Origin of the sequence: Malaciobacter pacificus (assembly GCF_004214795.1) — a bacterium.
GTDB lineage: Bacteria > Campylobacterota > Campylobacteria > Campylobacterales > Arcobacteraceae > Malaciobacter_A > Malaciobacter_A pacificus.
Genome location: NZ_CP035928.1, coordinates 416,597 through 433,680 on the forward strand (window position 1 = coordinate 416,597; position 17,084 = coordinate 433,680).

The window sequence follows — 17,084 nt, forward strand, 5'->3', positions numbered from 1 at the left end:
AAATATGTTAGGAATAATTGTTTCTACAACACTTATAGCATTAGTTATAAACTTACTGCTAAAAAGATTTCATTTACCAACCATTATTGGTTATATTGTTACAGGAACTATAATCGCATATTTATTTAATCTTCATGATGCTGTTAATAATCATGAATTAAAAGAGATAGCAGAGTTTGGTGTTGTTTTTTTAATGTTTACTATTGGATTGGAGTTTTCAATAGAGCATTTAAAAAAGATGAAAAGAGAGGTATTTTTTACAGGAACTCTTCAAATAGTTGTAACTGCACTAGTGGTATTTATAATTTCAAAATTTGCAATAGGTCTTGGAACTCAAACATCTTTAATTATTGGTGCAGCCCTTGCTCTTTCTTCAACAGCAATTGTTTTAAAAACATTTAATGAAACAAAAGAGATAAATAGACCTCATGGTAGAAGAGTTTTAGGAATTTTAATTATGCAAGATATTGCTGTAATTCCAATTCTTTTAATGATATCATTTTTTACTATGGGTGAGGGAAGTAGTGTTACTTTAATGATCGGAAAAACAATTTTAGCCGCAATTGTTTTACTTGGACTTTTATATGTAACTGGAAAATATTTATTAGAACCATTTTTAACACATGTTTCAAATACGAAATCTGATGAACTGTTCGTTGCTTCTGTTTTATTACTTGCAATGGGTTCTTCTTATTTAGCTTATTACTTTGGATTTACATACTCTTTAGGTGCCTTTGTAGCAGGTATGTTAATTGCAGAGACTAAATTTAAACATCAAGTTGAAGCTGATTTAATTCCTTTTAGAAATATTTTATTAGGTGTATTCTTTATTACAGTTGGTATGCAAATTAACTTTAGTGTAATTGCTGATTATATATTTATAATTTTAATTTTACTACCTGCTTTAATGGGTTTAAAATACTTAATTATTTATACATTAGTTAGGTTTGAAGATAACAAAAGAGTTGCTTTTAAAACAGCATTATCTTTAATTCAAATTGGTGAGTTTTCACTTGCAATATTAGAGATTGCAAGAAGTCAAGATTTAGTAGATCCAACTTATTCTCAAGTATTAATTGTAACTATTGTAATTTCTATGATTTTAACGCCAATTATTTTAAAGAATTTATCTAAAGCAGCTGCAAAACTTGTTCCTGAAGATGTTATGATGGCTTGTAATACTAATCAAGTTGATGTTGATACAGAAAATCACGTTGTTGTATTAGGTTATGGTAGATTTGGACAATCAATTGTAAAGCAGTTAAAAAACTTCAATCAAAACTATGTGATATTAGAACACAATATTAAGTTCTTCCAATTAGGTCAAAGTAGGGGTGAGCCAATTGTATTTGGAAATGCTGCTCAAAAACATATATTAAACTCATTAAATATTAAAAAAGCATCAGCTGTAATTGTTGCTGTTAATAACCCAGAAGCTTTACATTTAATTTGTGAGGCAGTAGATTCTTTAACACACAACAGTAAAACAATTGTAACAGTAACTAGTGAAAATGATAAAGTTATATTAGATACTTTACATTTAGAGCACGTTATTGTTGAAACAGACCAAATTGCAAAAGCAGTTGTTGATGAGGTTATGTTATGTCGAATCGGTTAGTATTATAATTAATTATAATAATTATAAAAAATAAATTATAGTTTTAACTTATATGTAATCTTTATTAATATAAACTCTTCTTAGATAATTTAAGGAGAGATTATGAGATTTGGAAATATTTTACTAGGAGTTGGAGTACTAGCTTCAACTATGTTTGCTGAAGGTTTTATCAATTATAAGTCTTTATCAAAAGATTTAAAAGCTCAGGCAAAAAAAGATGGTAATTTTGCAACAACTCAAGATGTAAAAGATGCTTTAAAAGCTAAAGATTGGGCTGTAGTTGATGTTAGAACAATTGAAGAGTGGTCAGGTGGATTTATTGAAGGAAGCCAAAGAATTGGTAGACAAGCACCTGAAAAAGCTTTAGAAAGTATTGTTACTGATATGGATGATAACTTTGTAAAACCAAATTTAATAGTTGTTTGTAATACTGCTTCAAGAGCTTCTATTGATGCAGTTAAATTTAGAGATATGGGATTTAAAAAAGTAAAAATTTATCCAATGGTTACTTGGATTGATGAGTGTAATCCTGTGGTTACAAAATATTCTTTATCAAAGGATAAAACAGGTTCTAAACAAAAGTTCGGTAGCTATTATGCTGAACATTGTGTAAAACCAATAGATAAAAAGTAGATATTTCTACTTTTTATCTATATATCTTTTTTTTGCACTTTCTTTTATTTTATCAACTTCAACTAATATAAATCCATCAATACAATCACCAAAATTAGGGTCGATATTAAATCCTAAAAATTTTACTCCACCATCTTGAGCTATATCACTATATTGCTTATATAGTGTTGGAACTGAAACATTCATGTTCCCCAGACTTGATTTTAATATTTTAAAATCTTGTTTTTTATCTTCAAGACTAAATAACTCTTTTATTTCTGATTGAGTATTTGAAAATTGATATGGCTGTACAGGGTTAACAAAGTTCTTTTCTTGACCAAAATAATGGTCATAATAAAATACCATTAAATCCTTTGCTGTTCTTGGGTAAGTTGCACTAAGAGAAACAGGCCCAAACATATATTTAATATTTGGGTTATTTTTTAAATAAGCCCCAATTCCATACCATAAATAATCTAAAGCTCTAGTTCCCCAGTATTTTGGTTGTACAAAACTTCTTCCAAGCTCAATAGAGTTTCTTAAGTATGGAACAAAATCATCTTGGTATTTAAATAGATTATATGAGTAAAAACCTTTTACACCAATATTTTTATATATAAAATCACTATTACCTATTCTGTATGAACCAACTATCTCTAAATCATTCTCATCCCATAAGATGATGTGTTGATAATAAATATCATATTTATCTGTATCTCTTTTTTTGTTGATTCCTTCACCAACTTTTCTAAATGATAACTCCCTTAGTCTTCCTAATTCTTTTAGTACAATTGAGTCCTCAACATAATCATATAAATAGATTTTTTTCCCATCATTTGTTTCTCCAATTAGTTTAGAGTTTTTAAGTTCATTTAGTAAATCTTTTCTATTTACAGGATGCGCAATTGCACTTTGAGTTTCAAAAAATGATTTTTTCCCTCTTTTTAAAGCATATAGATGTTTTTTATATAAATTTGTAAGATATTTTTTATCAATACCTTTGGGAATAATATTTTCATTTGGAATGATTTTTCCAACTTTAATATTTATTCTTTTTGATTTTTTATTAAACATTTCATTTGATAAAAGTAGAGTTGAGAAAGTTTTATTTAATAATGAAATTGTATAAAAAGTTTTAGAATTTTTTGCATTTAAAAATATAGGTAATATAGGAGCATTAGTATTTTTTGCAAAATTTAAAAAACCTTTATTCCAAGTAGGGTCCTTAATCCCTTTTGATGTAGCACGACTTACTTCTCCTGCTGGAAATATTATAATAGCTTCTTCATTATTTAAAGCATCGTAAATATTTTTAATATCTTGCTTTGATTGCTTTATTTTATAATTATCTATTGGAATCATTAGTGAATTTATTGCTTCAAATCCAACTAGAAAATCATTAGCCACTATTCTTACATCTTTTCTTACTTGACCTATAAGTCTAAGTAAACATAATGCATCCAAACCACCTAATGGATGGTTAGCAATAATAACAACTTTACCAGTAGTTGGGATGTTTTGCATATCACTACTTGAAACAGTATAATCAAAATCAAAATAGTCTAAAACTGCATCTACAAAATCAAATCCTTTTAAGTGGGAATTTTGTTGTAAGAACTGATTTATCGAGTCTTCGTGAACTATTTTCTTCGCTATTTTAAATAAAGATTTTTTTAGAAAACTTTGTTTATCTTTTATTTTTGGAAACTTCTTTTCTATCTCTTTTTGTACATCAATCATTTATTCTCCTACTAATAAATTTTGTATAATTACATACAAAGAGATAAGTAAGATGATCACATTTTTTTTAGATCAATGATAGAACTTTTAATGAAGTTTTATTAAATCTCCAAGGAGTCTATCACTTACTTCAAATCCCAATAGGTTGATTAAGCTTCGAGCTTCTGTCATTATGGAGATAGGATAAAAGTAAGGTTACTTATCTGTTTGTATGTAAAATAACATTTGTAAAGGTATTTGTGATGTATAAACAATTCATAGGAATAGATATTTCTAAAGATAGCTTTGATTTAACACTACTTGAAAATAGTGGTGAAATTAAACTAGAAGTAAAGCTTACAATGAATAGAGATGGATTTGATACTTTAGTAGAGTATTTATCCACATATCCTAAAGAAGAGCTTTTAATAGCAATGGAAGCAACTGGTATTTATCATTTACCACTATTATCTTTTTTATTAGAAAATAGTTTTAAGTGTGTAGTGATTAATCCAATACTCATAAAGAGTTTTATTGGTTCAACTACCCTTAGAAAAACTAAGAATGATAAAAAAGATGCAGCTTCAATTGCTCTATTTAGTTTAAAATCATATCAATCTTTACATCTTGCTAGTACTAATAATATTGAAAATATTAGACCGCTTATCCGTGAAAGAGAAAACCTCTCGAAAGATGTAGCAAGATTAAAAACTGAAATAAAAGCTAATTTAGTGCAATTATTCCCTGAATTGTTAAAGAACACAAATATATTTACAAAGAGCATTTTAAATCTGCTCCTTAAAGCTCCTAGCCGTAAAGCAATTAGGAACTTAAGGGAAAAGACCATCCAACGAATCTTAGATGATACAAGTGGCAATAAAGTTAAAATTACTGCAAAGGATATATTAGCCTTAGCAAAAACTTCTATCGCCGTATCCGATAAATATCTTGAAAAGGTTTTAACTTCTAAAATTAGAAGATTAATAGCTATTCAAGATGAATTATCTATTCTAGATTCTGAGTTGGAAAACTCTTTAGAAGATACTGATATAAACAATGATATTGATATAGTACAATCAATACCAGGAATTGGAGCAGTAACTTCTAAAAACTTTATGGTTGAAGTATCCTCTGTTGATAAGTTTAATTCCGTAAAGCAACTATGTGCTTTTATAGGAATTGACCCATCAGTTAGACAAAGTGGTACTTCAATCAACTATAGGGGCAAAATCTCTAAAAGAGGTAATGCAAACCTTAGAAGAACTATTTGGCAAATGGCAATTGGTACTATTCGTTCTTGTGAAAAATTTAAACTCTATTTCTCTAAAAAACGAGAAGAAGGTAAAAAATTCAAACAAGCTGTTATTGCTGTTGCAAATAAACTTCTAAAAACAATATTTGTAATGTTAAAGAACAAAACCAAATTTGATGAAAATTTAGCTTTAGGTGTTTCCAAATGAAACTTTAAAATCTTTGTTTTTTAGTTAGGTTTCTTTATAGTTGACTCCTTAATGCAATTGTAGTTACCTTTGATTACAAAAAGGTAACACTTTTTTTAGAGGTAACCATAATAAGTGTTGTTATCATTTTGTAATGGATTAAATTTATAATAAGTCTCAAATTTATGGGAGATATTTTATGTTTAAAAGAATTATGTTACTTAGTGTTTTAATTTCTACAACTGCTTTTAGTAGTGAGATAGACTTAAAATCAAAAAAACTATATAACAAAACTGCATATATACCAAGTCAGTGCTACACAAAAACAACAAATAATGCCAACGAAAATATATTACATAATCCATGTTTTAGTTGCCATGTAAAAAATAAAAAACCAAACTATACATTATTAGATGATGATTTACAAGAAGCTTATGATTTCCCTTCTCATGCATTAAAAAATAGATGGACTAATCTTTACAAAGATAGAACTAAACAAATATCAAAAATCAGTGATAAATCTATATTGGATTATATAAGAGAAGATAACTATAAAAATAAAGATGGCGAAATTATTTTAAAGTCTAAACTAGAAAATTTAAATAAAGATTGGGATTTCAATAACAATGGTAAATGGGATGGTTATATCCCTGATATAAACTTCAAATTTGATAATGAAGGTTTTGATAGAACTAATGATAATAAATATACAGGATGGAGAGCTTTTTCATACCAACCATTTTTAGGAACATTTTGGCCAACAAATGGAAGTACAGATGATGTTTTAATAAGGCTTTCAAAAGAGTTCCAAAATGATGAATCAGGAAAGTTTGATTTAGAAGTATATAAAACTAATTTATTAATTATTGAATCTTTAATCAAGCAAAAAACACTTGATATTGAGAATACTGATGAAAAAAAGTATGGGGTAGATTTAAACCAAAATGGAAAATTAGATATTGCATCTCAAATTGTATTTAATTGGATAAAACCAAAGTATGATATGAAAACTAGAAAAATTTATGATTTTTCAATGAGTTATGTAGGAGAAGCAAAAAAACTTTTGGAAGATAATACTTTAAAAATTGCTCCTGGACTTTATCCTATTGGAACTGAGTTCGCTCATACAGTTAGATATATTGATATTAGTAAAGATAAAAAAATCAAAATGTCATCAAGATTAAAAGAGTTTAGATATGCAAAAAAAATAAATTGGAATACTTATGCTCAATTAAATAATCTCGGCCTTGCTGATATTAAAGAAAGGCATGATTTCCCTGATAGATTAGATGTATATTTAGGTAATTTAGAGACTGGACTTGGAAATAAAAGAGGTTGGTATTATCAAGGTTTTATTGAAGATAAAAAAGGTGATTTAAGACCTCAAACTTATGAAGAAACTCTTTATTGTATGGGATGTCATAGTAATATTGGAGCAATTGCTGATTCTACTTTTGTATATCAAAGAAAGTTAGAAAAGGGCTCTTATTTAGATGGTTGGTATCACTGGACACAAAAAGGAATCGAAGGAATTCCTGATAAAAAACTTCCTAATGGACAAACAGAATATGTTAGATATTTAAAAGAGAATAGTGCAGGTGATGAGTTAAGAGCAAATGATGAGATTGTAGAAAAATTTTTCAAAAAGAATTGGGAAAAAGATGCTGAAAATATTGAAAAAGATTTGATTACTAAATTAGAAGATCCGAAAGCTATTTTAAAACAAGAGTGGAAATTTAAGCAAAAAGAGTTAGAAAAAATAAAAAATGATATCTCTTACTTAATTCTTCCAAGTGAGAAAAGAGCAATTACTTTAAATAAAGCATACAAAGTGATTGTTGATGAACAAAGTTATATTTATGGAAGAGACGTACATGTAAAACCAGCTATTAATGTACATAAAGAGTTGAAAGCTGGAACAATGACTCATTTACAAAAGGTTGAACAATGACAAATTTTTATGATAGTTTTTTAAACTTTGTAATAAGTACACAGCAAAAAATAAATTTAACAATAAGTGATTCTTTTGATAAATTAGAATCAGGTGATAATAGTATGTTTATGTATATTTTAGCTGTTTCTTTTATTTATGGGCTGATTCATGCTTTAGGGCCAGGTCATGGAAAAATGGTAATTGCAAGCTACTTTTTAGTTAAAGGTGCAAAAATGAAAGAAGCTTTTAAAGCAGGTTTTTTAACTTCTATTATTCACACAATTTCTGCTTTAGCTATTACTTTTGTACTATATCTATTTTTTGAAAGTGCAATTACAAAATATTTTTCTGATATAAATACGAATATATATAAGATATCGGCTATATTTATTATAGCAATAGCTCTATTTTTATTATATGAAACATATAAAGATAGAAATGAAAAAGAAAAGTTTCAAAGAGTAGGAAATAAAAGCTTATTAGCAGTCACGATGAGTATAGGAATTGTGCCCTGTCCTGGTGTTATGTCAATAGTTCTTTTTTCTATAATCTTAGGATATATAAATCTTGGAATTTTAAGTGCTATAACTATGAGTATTGGAATGGGAATCACAATTTCATTAGCTGCTATTTTATCAACACAAATAAAAAAATCAAAAAGTAAGAATCTTAGCTCAATTATGAATATTATTACTTATGGTGGAATTGCTGTGTTATTTTCAATGGGGGCTATACTATTAGTATGAAAAAGTTAAGTCTATTTATTTTTTTAACAATAAGTTTATATGCACATCCTCACTATTTTTTAGATTCAAGTTTGGAAGTTTCAAATGAAAATATAAAAAATATTTGGAAATTTGATAGATTAAATTCAAAAATATTGATGTTTGATTTTGATAAGAATAAAAATAAAATATTAGATGAAGAAGAAAAAATAGAGTTTTTAAACTCTCATTTTTTTAAATTAAAACAGAACAATTATAATATATTTTTAGCAAATGAGGAAACGGAATTTAACATTGAACCTAAAAATGTTGATTTAGTTTTTGATAAAAAAAGATTAAGTATAGTTTTTGATATACCTTTTCATCTTTCAAGTGATACTACAATATGTACAATGGATGAAAAAATAATGCTTGCTTATAAATTAGATAAATTAAACACAAATTATAAAACAGATATTCAAAAAAGTGAATATGATTATTGTATTGGAGTATTAAAATGAAAAAGTTATTATTAATATTTTTATTTGCAACTATTGGATTTTCACATCCTGTAAGTTATACAATAGATTTAGCTGTATCTTATGATGAAGATTCAAAAACTGCAAAAATAGATTGTGCTAGTAATAGTAAAAACAAGTGCGGATTGTATTCAGTTCGTTTACTTGATAAAAATGATAAGCAGATAGTAGATAAAAGATTTCCTTTTTTAAAAAATTCAATAAACATAAAATCTGATATAAAACCTTCTAAGTTAGAGTTTTATCTAAGAAAAACGCCAGAGCATTTATATGTAAAAATATTTGATTAATGGTAATTTTTTTAGTTACCATTAATTCTTATTAAACTTATCAACTATTCTTTAACCTACCTAAAAATAGAGCTTACAAACTATTTTTTTTAAATCATTTTACTAACCATCTTGATAAATGTTATCAAAGTGTAATTGTTACTTTTTACAATACTTGTTCATTTAAAAATATAAAATTCAAATAAGGAAGCAAAAAATGAATAAAAGCTATCTAAGTTTAAGTGCATGTGCACTTTTAGCTACTTTTACGTTTGTTGGTTGTGGAAGTTCTAATAGTTCTTCTACTTCATCAGGTACATTACAATTAAATCCAACTCTTGGTAATATTGATTATATTTGTGGTTCTACTAGTGGAACTACAGATGAAAGTGGTAAATATAAATTTAGTTCAGGAGATGAGTGTGAATTTACTTTTGGTGGAGTTACTTTAAAAGCAACACCATCTGCAAATCTTACAATTGAATCAATTTTAGAAGACACTACAAAAAATCCTAATATATCACAAGATGCAATTTGGGGATATGTTTCTGCTGCGACTGGATTATCTCAAGCTGAATTATCAAAAGCTGGAAAAGCTCATATAAAAGATGATTTTAAAAATGCAACTGATGATATTACTGATTTTTCTTCATTTGATAGATTTGAAACAGCACTATTAGATGATGATGATTTTGCTTTATTAACTGATGAAAATGATATATCTTTAAAAGAAAAGTTTGAAACAAATAAAGCAAAAATTTCTTCAGCTAAAACTACAAAAAGAGTTGATGTTAGATTTGAAGGAATTTCTACACCTGTAAAAGAAGAAACAAAATTAACTCAACAATCAAGCAGTAAAGTTTATATAAATGGAGAAGAACAAGAAATCAATTACACTCCTATTATGAAAACTGGTTTTAAAGATACAAATGATGAAGTTTTCGGATTAGTTAAAGATATGAATGATAAGATTATTTCATTTGAAGATGGCAATCCTTATATTTGTAATGGTACAAATGAAGGTGTTGGTTCAGGCTTAGACTATACATCTTTTTTAAATGTTAATGATAAATTATATATGGTTTCTCAATTTGAGTGTCAAATCGGTGCTATGTATATGACTGAGTTAGTTCAAAATGAGGAAACTGGTGCTTTAACTCCTAAAGAGGGTACATTAGAATTTATTTCTCAAAAAGATGAATTTGGTGGTTTTGTTCACTGTGCAGGACAAAAAACACCTTGGGAGTCTCATTTAGGTTCAGAAGAGTATGAAAATGATGCAAGAGCAGTAGAAAAAGCTGGGTTTGATAAAGCAGTTGGGAGTACTTCTTATGATGAAACTGTAAAATTCTGGGGTGGTGATTTTGAAAAGATGAGTCCATATTATTATGGTTGGACACCAGAAGTAAAAATCACACAAGAGGGTGAAGCTGATTATTCAAAACATTATGCGATGGGTAGATTTTCCCATGAATTATCTTATGTAATGCCAGATAATAAAACAGTTTATATGAGTGATGATGGTACAAATGTTGGATTATATATGTTTGTTGCAGATAAACCAACTGATTTAACATCAGGTACATTATATGCTGCAAAATGGGAACAAACATCTGAAGTTGGTGTTGGTGCAGGTGAAGCTGATATTTCATGGATTAATTTAGGGCATGCTACAAATAGTGAAATTAGAGAATATTTAGATCCAGATGGTGATGTTTCAACTAATGATGGATTAAAATTCTCAGATATCTTTGATGCAGTTGATGGAACAGATGGAACTTGTTCAGAAGGTTATACTTCAATAAATACAAGTGTAGGACATGAGTGTTTAAAAATCAAAGATGGTATGAAAAAAGCAGCTTCAAGACTTGAAACAAGAAGATACTCAGCTATGATGGGAGCAACAACTGAATTTAGAAAAGAAGAAGGTATTACATATGATAAAAATACTGGAACTTTATATGTTGCTATGAGTTCTGTTGAAAGAGGAATGGAAGATAAGCAAAAATCTGGAAAGAGTGAAACTAAATACGATATTGGTGGAAATAATGATATTAAAGTGCAATACAATAGTTGTGGAGCTATTTATGCCCTTGATGTAAATGCTAATGAGGCTATGGATTTAGAAAAAAATAGTATTTCATCTAAATATGTTGTAAATAACATGTACTCAATTTTAGAAGGTAATCCAACAACTTATGATGAAAATTCAGATTATTCAGAAAATGGTTGTGACGTAAATGGAATTTCTAATCCAGATAATGTAACTTTCTTAGAAAATTCAAACATTTTAATGATTGGTGAAGATACTGGTAAACATGAAAATAATATGGTTTGGGCTTATGATGTACAAACAAAAGAGTTAACAAGAGTATTTACTACTCCTATTGGTGCTGAAACGACTTCTCCATTTTGGTATACAGATTTAGCAAATGGTTATGGATATATGTCAGTTGTGACACAACATCCAGATGATAAAACAAGTGATGCTGGTCAGTCTGTTATTGGTTATGTAGGACCATTTAAAAATCTAACTAAATTAGAAGCAACAGATACTGTTTCTATCTTCCATGTAAACGATACTCATTCACATATTTCAAGTGAAGGGATGGATTTAGAGATTAATGGAACTGAAATTGAGTTTGATGTAGGTGGATATGCTAGATATGTAACAAAATTAGATGAGTTAAAGAAAAATAAACCAAACTCTTTAATTTTAAATGCAGGTGATGTATTTCAAGGTACATTATATTACTCATTATTTAAAGGTGAAGCTGATGCTGCTGCTATGAATATGATTAAGTGGGATGCTTATGCTTTAGGAAATCATGAGTTTGATGATGGAGATGAGGGCTTAAAATCTTTCTTAGATATGTTAAATGAAGATATTTCGGTTATCTCTTCAAATGTTGTACCACAAAGTGGAAATATTTTAGAAAATTATTGGAAGCCTTATATTGTAAAAGAGATAAATGGTAAAAAAGTTGGTGTAATTGGAATTGATATTGTAGGTAAAACTAAAAACTCATCTAATCCAAGTGATACAATTACATTCTTAAATGAAATAGAAACAGCTCAAAAATATATTGATGAATTAAAAGACAATGGAGTTGATAGAGTAGTATTATTAACTCATCAAGGTTATGATTATGATTTAGCAATGGCACCTCAATTAAGTGGAGTTGATGTTATTGTTGGTGGAGATTCTCATTCATTACTTGGAGATTTTTCTAAATTAGGATTATCAAGTGTTTCAAATGATTATCCTACAAAAGTTTCAGATAAAGATGGAAATAAAGTTTGTGTAGTTCAAGCTTGGGAATATGGACATATCTTAGGTGATTTAGATGTTGTATTTAATAAAGATGGTGAAGTAATTGACTGTAGTGGTACTCCAAGATTATTAGTAGGTACAGATTCAATTGATGAAAATCTTTTATCAACAGTAAATGAAGTAATTAGTGATAATAAAAATATTGAAGTTGTAGTTGAAGATGAAGCTACTTTAAATGTAATTAAAAACTATGAAAATCAAGTAGATGTAAAAAAAGCTTTAGTTATTGGTGAAGCTTCAGAAACTTTAGGTCATAACAGAATTCCAGGAGATATGAAAGATGGTGTTAGTAATTTACCATTAGGTTCAGATATCGCTCCAATTGTTGCTAAATCATTTTATGATTTAAGTAATTTAGCAGATGCTTGTATTCAAAATGCAGGTGGAGTTAGAGTTAAAATTGATTCAGGAAATATTACAATGGGTGATGCTTATACATTATTACCATTTGCAAATACTTTATTTGAAATTAAAATGAAAGCTCAAGAGATTAAAGATGTGTTAGAGGATGCTATTGAAGAAGCATTTTATGGTGGTGAGGATATGACAGTTTCAACTGGTTCATTCCCTTATTCTTATGGATTAAAATATGATGTTGATGCAAGTGCTCAAGCAGGAAATAGAATTCAAAATCTAGAAATGAAAGATAGAGAAACTGGAACTTGGTCTACTTTAAATTTATCTGATGATACAACTTTATATACTATTGTGACTAACTCTTATACAGCTGGTGGTAAAGATGGTTATTTAACATTTAAATCAGTTCAAGATGAAAGAGGAGTTGGTACAGATACATATTTAGACTATGCTATGAGTTTTGTAAAATATGTTGAAACTAAAGCTGCAAATAATGAATTAGTGACAAAACTACCTGCTCAAGACCATCCTATAAAAAGTTTTGTAGGACTTAAATAATTAACTTATTAAAGATATTTAGAGTTAAACAACTCTAAATATCTCTTCTATTTGATACCATTTTAGATTTTTTAGATTTTTTTTAATTTTATAAAATCCCCATAAATATGTAATTTTTACCATTATTATCTATTGATAATAGTTACCACTTAGAAAAATGTTATCAAAGTGTAATTGTTACTTTTTACAATACATGCTCATTTAAAAAATATAAAAATCAAATAAGGAAGCAAAAAATGAATAAAAGCTATCTAAGTTTAAGTGCGTGTGCACTTTTAGCTACTTTTACGTTTGTTGGTTGTGGAAGTTCAAGTAATACTACTACTTCAACTGGTACACTACAATTAAATCCAGCTTTAGGAAATATTACTTATGACTGTGGAGATGGAGAAAAAACTACAGATGAAAATGGAAAATATTCATATATAGCAGGAAGTGAGTGTGAATTTACTTTTGGAGGAGTTAAGTTAAAAGCAAATCCATCTGCAAATCTTACAATTGAATCAATTTTAGAAGACACTACAAAAAACCCTAATGTATCTCAAGGTGCAATTTGGGGATATATTTCTGCTGCAACAGGTTTAAGTCAAGCTGAACTTTCAAGTGCAGGGAAAGTATCTCTTTCTGATGCATTTAAAAGTGCAACTGATGATATAAGTGATTTTACTTCTTTTGATAGTTTAAGTGAAGATTTAGAAGCAAGTTCAGGTTTTGCAGCTTTAACAGACTCAAATGGTAAATTTTTAAAAGATAAATTTGCATCAAATAAAGCAAAAATCTCTTCAGCTAAAACTGCTAAAAGAGTAGATGTTAGATTTGAAGAGATTGAAACACCAGTTTCAAGTGATGATAAACTTACACAACAAGCTAGCTCAAAAGTTATGATTAATGATGAAGAACAAGCAATTTCATATAAAACTATTTTTAGAACTGGATTAGAAGGAAATGGAGAAGTTTTAGGACAATCAAAAGATTATCAAGATAAATTAATTACATTTGAAGATGGAAGTCCTTATATTTGTAATGGTTCTAAAGGTGCTGAAAATAGAGAAGAAGGTTCAGGAATGGATTTTACTTCATTACATAATGTAGATGGGAAAATCTTTGCTATTTCTCAATATGAGTGTGCACTAGGTTCTATGTATATGATGGAATTAGAGCAAAAAGGAGATGGTGAACTAATTGCAAAAAAAGATACACTTCAATATATCTCTCAAAAAGATGAGTTTGGTGGATTTGTTCACTGTGCAGGTCAAACAACACCTTGGTCTTCTCATTTATCTTCTGAAGAGTATGAGCCAGATGCAAAAGACACTAGTAAAAATAGTTATCATTTAGAACTAAAGAAATACTGGGGAGAGAATGATTATAGTGCATATTACTATGGATGGACTCCTGAAGTAAAAATTGAAAATGAAAAACCAGTTTATTCAAAACATTATGCAATGGGAAGATTTTCCCATGAATTATCTTATGTAATGCCTGATAATAAAACAGTTTACATGAGTGATGATGGTACAAATGTTGGATTATTTATGTATGTATCTGATACTGCTAAAGATTTAAGTGCTGGAACATTATATGCTGCAAAATGGAATCAAACATCTGAAGTTGGTATTGGTTTAGGTGAAGCAGATATTCAATGGATCTCTTTAGGTCATGCTACAAATGAACAAATTAGAGCAATTATCGACCCTGATGGGGATATTACTACAAATGATGCTCCAACATTTGCTGATATTTTTGATATTAGTGAAGGAACAGATGGTTCTTGTACACAAGGGTATGTTTCTATTAATACAAGTGCAGGACATGAGTGTTTAAAAATAAAAGAGGGTATGGAATTAGCAGCATCTAGATTAGAAACTAGAAGATATGCAGCTTATATGGGTGCTACAACTGAGTTTAGAAAAGAAGAGGGTATTACTTTTGATAAAAACTCTGGAAAGTTATATGTTGCTATGAGTGAAGTTTCAAAAGGTATGGCCGCAGATTCATCTAATGATTTAGGTGGAAATGATGATATAAAAGTTGAAGCTAATAAGTGTGGAGGAATTTATGCTTTAGATGTTTCAACTAATAGTGTAAAAGATACAAATGAGTCTGTAATACCTTCAAAATATGTTGTTGAAAATATGTATGGAATTTTATCTGGGAATCCTATTTCTTATGCAGAAGGAACTACTTATGCAGGTAATTCTTGTGATGTAAATGGTATTGCAAACCCTGATAATGTAACTTTCTTACCAAACTCTGATGTATTAATTATTGGAGAAGATGCTGGTTCAAGTGTTCATCAAAATAATGTTGTTTGGAGTTATAATGTAAAAACTGAAGAGTTAAGTAGAATTTTTACTACACCTTTAAGTGCTGAAACAACTTCACCATTTTGGTATCCTGAACTTGCAAATGGATTTGGATATTTATCTGTTGTAACTCAACACCCAAGTTTTGATTCAACTGATGAAGGAGAGTCAGCATTTGGTTATGTAGGGCCATTTAAAAACTTAACTTCTTTAGAAAATGTAAAATCAATTGACTCTGTAACAAAAATTGCTACACTAGACACAAAAGTTGAAGGTGGAAGTGAGATTGTTGCTTTTGATAAAGATTCAAAAAAAATGTTTACAACAAATGGTAAAAATAATACTTTAGATATTACACCAATAAATGAAGATGGAACAATAGGTTCAACAACTGCTATTGATTTATCAGCTTATGGAGCAGGAGTTCAAAGTGTTGCTGTATCAAATGGAAAAGTTGCCGTTGCAGTTGGAAGCGATGATAAAGTAAATACTAAAGGTAAAGTTGTGATTTTTGACACAGCAGGAGTTTTAGTATCTCAAACTACAGTTGGATATTTACCTGATATGGTAACATTTAGTGAAGATGGAAATAAAGTGATTGTTGCAAATGAAGGTGAACCTGATGCAAGTTCGGGAACTTATGTTGATGTTGCTGGAACTATTGGTATTGTAACTGTTGCAAATACTGATAAAGATGATAATGCAAATGGATATGCTGAGGTTGGATTTGAAAATGCAACATTAAGCGATGCACTTGATGGAACACCAGTTAGATTAGGTGGAACACCAAGTAATGATAAAGCTTTAGATTTAGAACCAGAGTATATTACAGTTAGTGGAACTTACGCTTATGTAACATTACAAGAAAATAACGCAGTAGCTAAAATTGATATTAGTACATCAACTCCTGTTGTAATAGCTGTTAAATCTTTAGGAGCTAAAGATTATTCTAGTGAAAATTTAATTGATATTGAAGAAGAGGGATATGCTTTATTTAAAAACTATCCAGGATTAAAAGGTTTATATATGCCTGACTCAATCTCTTCATATAAAGTTGATGGTAAAACTTATTTAGTTACTGCTAATGAAGGTGATGGAAGAGAGTATTTAGATTCAGCAGATGAAGATGTATTTGTAGATGAAAAGAAAATCTCTAAGTTAGACTTAGACTCTTCAATAGCTGCTGCTTATGAAGATGAAAATGACTTAAAAGTAGTAACTGATATGGGTGATTCAAATAACGATGGTTTATATGAAGAATTATATACTTATGGTGCAAGAAGTTTTACTATTTGGGATGATGAAGCAAATTTAGTTTGGGATAGTGGTGATGCACTTTCTAAATTAACATCTAAAATGATGCCAAATTTATTTAACCAAGATGAAGGTGAAATTGATGGTAGAAGTGGAAATAAAGGTGTTGAACCTGAAGCTTTAACTGTTGGGAAAATAGGAACACAAACTTATGCTTTTGTAGGATTAGAAAGACAAAATGCAATTGTAGTTTATGATATTACAACTCCTGAAAATGCAAAATTTGTTAAGTTTATAAATACTGAAGCACAAGGTGATATTTCACCTGAAGGTATGAGTTTTGTTGATGCTGAAAACTCTCCTACTGGAAATGCACTATTACTAGTTGCTTTTGAAGTTAGTGGAACAACAGCTGTATATGAAATCAAATAAACTTTAAAAA

10 protein-coding genes are annotated in these 17,084 nt (G+C 28.6%); 9 read left to right on the top strand and 1 reads right to left on the bottom strand.

Translation table 11 applies throughout. From position 1 onward, the window contains the following. Window positions 1-4: 4 nt before the first annotated feature. Together APAC_RS02165 and APAC_RS02170 are read left to right on the top strand one after the other, a co-directional pair. On the top strand, window positions 5-1,618 hold the full coding sequence (locus APAC_RS02165) for a cation:proton antiporter (RefSeq protein ID WP_130232552.1): 1,614 nt from the start codon (window positions 5-7) through the stop codon (window positions 1,616-1,618). Between the two features lie 102 nt (window positions 1,619-1,720). After that, window positions 1,721-2,251 carry a rhodanese-like domain-containing protein gene (locus APAC_RS02170; RefSeq protein WP_130232553.1) on the top strand — a complete coding sequence of 177 codons (531 nt, stop codon included), beginning with the start codon at window positions 1,721-1,723 and terminating at the stop codon, window positions 2,249-2,251. A 6-nt stretch (window positions 2,252-2,257) separates the two neighbouring features. Here the strand turns inward: APAC_RS02170 and olsF are convergent, their stop codons facing one another. Continuing rightward, window positions 2,258-3,970 carry a bifunctional ornithine lipid synthase OlsF gene (gene olsF, locus APAC_RS02175; protein WP_130232554.1) on the bottom strand — a complete coding sequence of 571 codons (1,713 nt, stop codon included), beginning with the start codon at window positions 3,968-3,970 and terminating at the stop codon, window positions 2,258-2,260. A gap of 242 nt (window positions 3,971-4,212) precedes the next feature. Between olsF and APAC_RS02180 the strand changes: the two genes are divergently transcribed. The 7 genes from APAC_RS02180 to APAC_RS02210 all read left to right on the top strand — a co-directional run bounded on the left by APAC_RS02180 (window position 4,213) and on the right by APAC_RS02210 (window position 17,074). Further along, window positions 4,213-5,409: an IS110 family RNA-guided transposase gene (locus APAC_RS02180; RefSeq protein ID WP_130232234.1), complete on the top strand. Its 1,197-nt coding sequence runs from the start codon at window positions 4,213-4,215 to the stop codon at window positions 5,407-5,409. A 178-nt stretch (window positions 5,410-5,587) separates the two neighbouring features. Continuing rightward, on the top strand, window positions 5,588-7,339 hold the full coding sequence (locus APAC_RS02185; protein ID WP_130232555.1) for a hypothetical protein: 1,752 nt from the start codon (window positions 5,588-5,590) through the stop codon (window positions 7,337-7,339). Beyond that, complete coding sequence (locus APAC_RS02190) at window positions 7,336-8,067, top strand: nickel/cobalt transporter (RefSeq protein WP_130232556.1); 732 nt, start codon at window positions 7,336-7,338, stop codon at window positions 8,065-8,067. Before APAC_RS02185 ends, APAC_RS02190 begins: the two co-directional genes overlap by 4 nt. Further along, complete coding sequence (locus APAC_RS02195; protein ID WP_130232557.1) at window positions 8,064-8,546, top strand: DUF1007 family protein; 483 nt, start codon at window positions 8,064-8,066, stop codon at window positions 8,544-8,546. Before APAC_RS02190 ends, APAC_RS02195 begins: the two co-directional genes overlap by 4 nt. Next, complete coding sequence (locus APAC_RS02200; protein ID WP_130232558.1) at window positions 8,543-8,854, top strand: hypothetical protein; 312 nt, start codon at window positions 8,543-8,545, stop codon at window positions 8,852-8,854. The genes APAC_RS02195 and APAC_RS02200 overlap by 4 nt, the downstream gene beginning before the upstream one ends. 196 nt (window positions 8,855-9,050) lie before the next feature. Next, window positions 9,051-13,082, top strand: coding sequence for a 5'-nucleotidase C-terminal domain-containing protein (locus APAC_RS02205; protein ID WP_130232559.1), 4,032 nt, complete (start codon window positions 9,051-9,053; stop codon window positions 13,080-13,082). Between the two features lie 236 nt (window positions 13,083-13,318). Beyond that, window positions 13,319-17,074 carry a choice-of-anchor I family protein gene (locus APAC_RS02210; protein WP_130232560.1) on the top strand — a complete coding sequence of 1,252 codons (3,756 nt, stop codon included), beginning with the start codon at window positions 13,319-13,321 and terminating at the stop codon, window positions 17,072-17,074. Window positions 17,075-17,084: the final 10 nt, after the last annotated feature.

Coding starts and splice junctions, on each gene's coding strand:
- APAC_RS02190 (WP_130232556.1), top strand. CDS start 7,336: ATGACAAATTTTTATGATAGTTTTTTAAACTTTGTAATAAGTACACAG.
- APAC_RS02205 (WP_130232559.1), top strand. CDS start 9,051: ATGAATAAAAGCTATCTAAGTTTAAGTGCATGTGCACTTTTAGCTACT.
- APAC_RS02185 (WP_130232555.1), top strand. CDS start 5,588: ATGTTTAAAAGAATTATGTTACTTAGTGTTTTAATTTCTACAACTGCT.
- APAC_RS02180 (WP_130232234.1), top strand. CDS start 4,213: ATGTATAAACAATTCATAGGAATAGATATTTCTAAAGATAGCTTTGAT.
- olsF (WP_130232554.1), bottom strand. CDS start 3,970: ATGATTGATGTACAAAAAGAGATAGAAAAGAAGTTTCCAAAAATAAAA.
- APAC_RS02195 (WP_130232557.1), top strand. CDS start 8,064: ATGAAAAAGTTAAGTCTATTTATTTTTTTAACAATAAGTTTATATGCA.
- APAC_RS02210 (WP_130232560.1), top strand. CDS start 13,319: ATGAATAAAAGCTATCTAAGTTTAAGTGCGTGTGCACTTTTAGCTACT.
- APAC_RS02165 (WP_130232552.1), top strand. CDS start 5: ATGTTAGGAATAATTGTTTCTACAACACTTATAGCATTAGTTATAAAC.
- APAC_RS02170 (WP_130232553.1), top strand. CDS start 1,721: ATGAGATTTGGAAATATTTTACTAGGAGTTGGAGTACTAGCTTCAACT.
- APAC_RS02200 (WP_130232558.1), top strand. CDS start 8,543: ATGAAAAAGTTATTATTAATATTTTTATTTGCAACTATTGGATTTTCA.